Raw genomic sequence first — 1,930 nt, forward strand, 5'->3', positions numbered from 1 at the left:
TCGTAGACTGGGCGCGGAGGCACCTCGCCGAGGCACGGCACAATTACCGGTACCTCGATGCGTACTGGCGCCGGCAGCGCGCTGGCGCAGCCGGCCAGCAGCACGGCTATGGCAAAACCTGCCAATTTAACGACTCCCCGGTTCATCGCACGCCCTCCAGCAGCAGCCTGACGGCGGGCATAGCCTCGTCGCAGGCCGTGGGGCGCACGCCGGCGATCTGCGCCAGCGCAGCGTCGTACTTTTTCCCCTTGGCGGCCGCCGCCACTTGCGCCGCAGCACCGCGCTCCTGCGCTGCCAGGCTTGCCTTGGCCATGCCATCGATGGCGCGGTTTTGCTCGCTGAGCGACGCGCGCAGCGCAGCGCTGGCGCCCTGCTCTTTAAGCAGCGCCTCGCGCGCGCCATCACGGTCGTCGGCGGCCAGCCACCAGCCGGTGCCAGTCAAGCTGGACACCACCAGCAAGGTGGCAGCCAACACGATGGCCGCCGCCTTCCAGATACCGCTGACGACGAAGCCTGCCAGCGCGCCCTGGGCGCTCACGCCAGCACCCGCTGCGCCACGGCGAACAACGCCAAGCGCTCAGCCAAGCCATTCGTGCCGCCGTTGATCCGGCGCGTCACCTTCACTTGGTCGCCAGCATCGGCTAACGTGTTCAAGCCTCGCGTTTGCCAGAACCAGCCAGCCGAGCGGCAGGCGTTGACTGTCTGCTCGAGCAGCTCAGGCTGGGCCAGCAGATCCAGGCCCAGCGCCTTGCCGCAGGCTGCATAGTTCGCGCGGCCGGTCACCTGCAGCAGGCCACGCCCACGGAAGCGCACGCCGTCACCTTGCTGCACGTTGCCCAGGTCGGCGCGACCCTCGTAAGCCTGGCCGCTGGCCAGTTCGCGCACATAGCGCAGCTGGCCAGACTCATGCCCGACCTGGGAAAGGAACGACGCCTGGCGCGCTGGGGTAGTAATGCCGAACTCCAGCATCGCTGCATTCAGCTGAGTCAGGAAGGCTGCCGCGCGCGGGCGCGCCATCGGCATGATGGCCTCCAGCTGAGCCAGCGTGACGGCGCTCACAGTCCACCCCGCACATCCTTGACGACGGCCGCAGCATCGCGCGCCAGCTCGCCGATGTCCTTGTCCTTACGCTTGTCAAGCCAGCGCACCGTGGCGCCCAGCACCCACCAGGCAGGCAAGCCGGCGGCCACCATCAGCGGCGCGGCGATGAAAAGGAAGCCCAATGCCGGGTCGCTGCCGTACAGCACCGCCACATCCTTCGCATTGTCGAACAGAGTGGGCCACCAGGAGCGCACTGCGACGACCAGGGCGGGGCCGAACAGAATGGACGAGAGCGTAGATACAAAAAATCGTGTGAACGCCTCCTTTTTGTTTTTTGGCCACATGAACATGAATCCCAGTGAGGTTGCGGCAGCGCCGGCCAGGACCGGGATACCAAAAAATTTAATCAGTGCGCCGCCGGCGGCGGTTGTTTCGATGGCCATGGATGCCTTTCAGGTAGTGGAAATGAAAAAACCCGCCGAAGCGGGTGAGTGATCAAAAGTCGAAGGGGTACTCAAAGGCATCGTCCGATCAGTCAAATGGCCACCAAATACCGTCAAGAGAAAGCGCGCCCTCGGCACCAACAGCATTGACGCCGTTGTTAATAGCGAGGAATCCGTAGCTCGGATCTACGTTTAACCAGAGAGAACTGACTTTCCCAATTCCACTCTCCCCACCAACAAGTCGGCGGGTTGGCTGGGCAGTTTTCAAGTAACTAGGCAAGGAACAGATATTTCCAGATCCGCCGCCGACTGGCTTCAAGTAGCCCGTCAGCAGCAGTCCGTAGTTGTGCATGATTAATCTGAAAGCCGAGGTACCTGGATACTGCTGCCACTGCGGAGTTAGTGCAGGGGCCTGATTGAGGAATTTAGTAGCGACACTACCTGGA

General features: G+C 63.3%; 4 protein-coding genes. All 4 read right to left on the minus strand.

Annotated features, from left to right (window positions below; genetic code table 11):
- Positions 1 to 142: 142 nt before the first annotated feature.
- The gene (locus AC0V2Y_RS27685) at positions 143 to 538 is read right to left on the minus strand and encodes a hypothetical protein (RefSeq protein ID WP_475417808.1); all 396 of its coding nucleotides are present in this window, start codon (positions 536 to 538) and stop codon (positions 143 to 145) included.
- Positions 535 to 1,059, minus strand: a complete 525-nt coding sequence (locus tag AC0V2Y_RS27690) for a glycoside hydrolase family 19 protein (protein WP_475417807.1) — start codon at positions 1,057 to 1,059, stop codon at positions 535 to 537. The genes AC0V2Y_RS27685 and AC0V2Y_RS27690 overlap by 4 nt, the downstream gene beginning before the upstream one ends.
- Complete coding sequence (locus tag AC0V2Y_RS27695; protein ID WP_475417806.1) at positions 1,056 to 1,484, minus strand: hypothetical protein; 429 nt, start codon at positions 1,482 to 1,484, stop codon at positions 1,056 to 1,058. The genes AC0V2Y_RS27690 and AC0V2Y_RS27695 overlap by 4 nt, the downstream gene beginning before the upstream one ends.
- 88 nt (positions 1,485 to 1,572) lie before the next feature.
- On the minus strand, positions 1,573 to 1,930 hold a 358-nt coding region (locus AC0V2Y_RS27700), incomplete at its 5' end, for a hypothetical protein (RefSeq protein ID WP_475418425.1).

This window comes from Janthinobacterium sp. BHSEK (assembly GCF_056174685.1).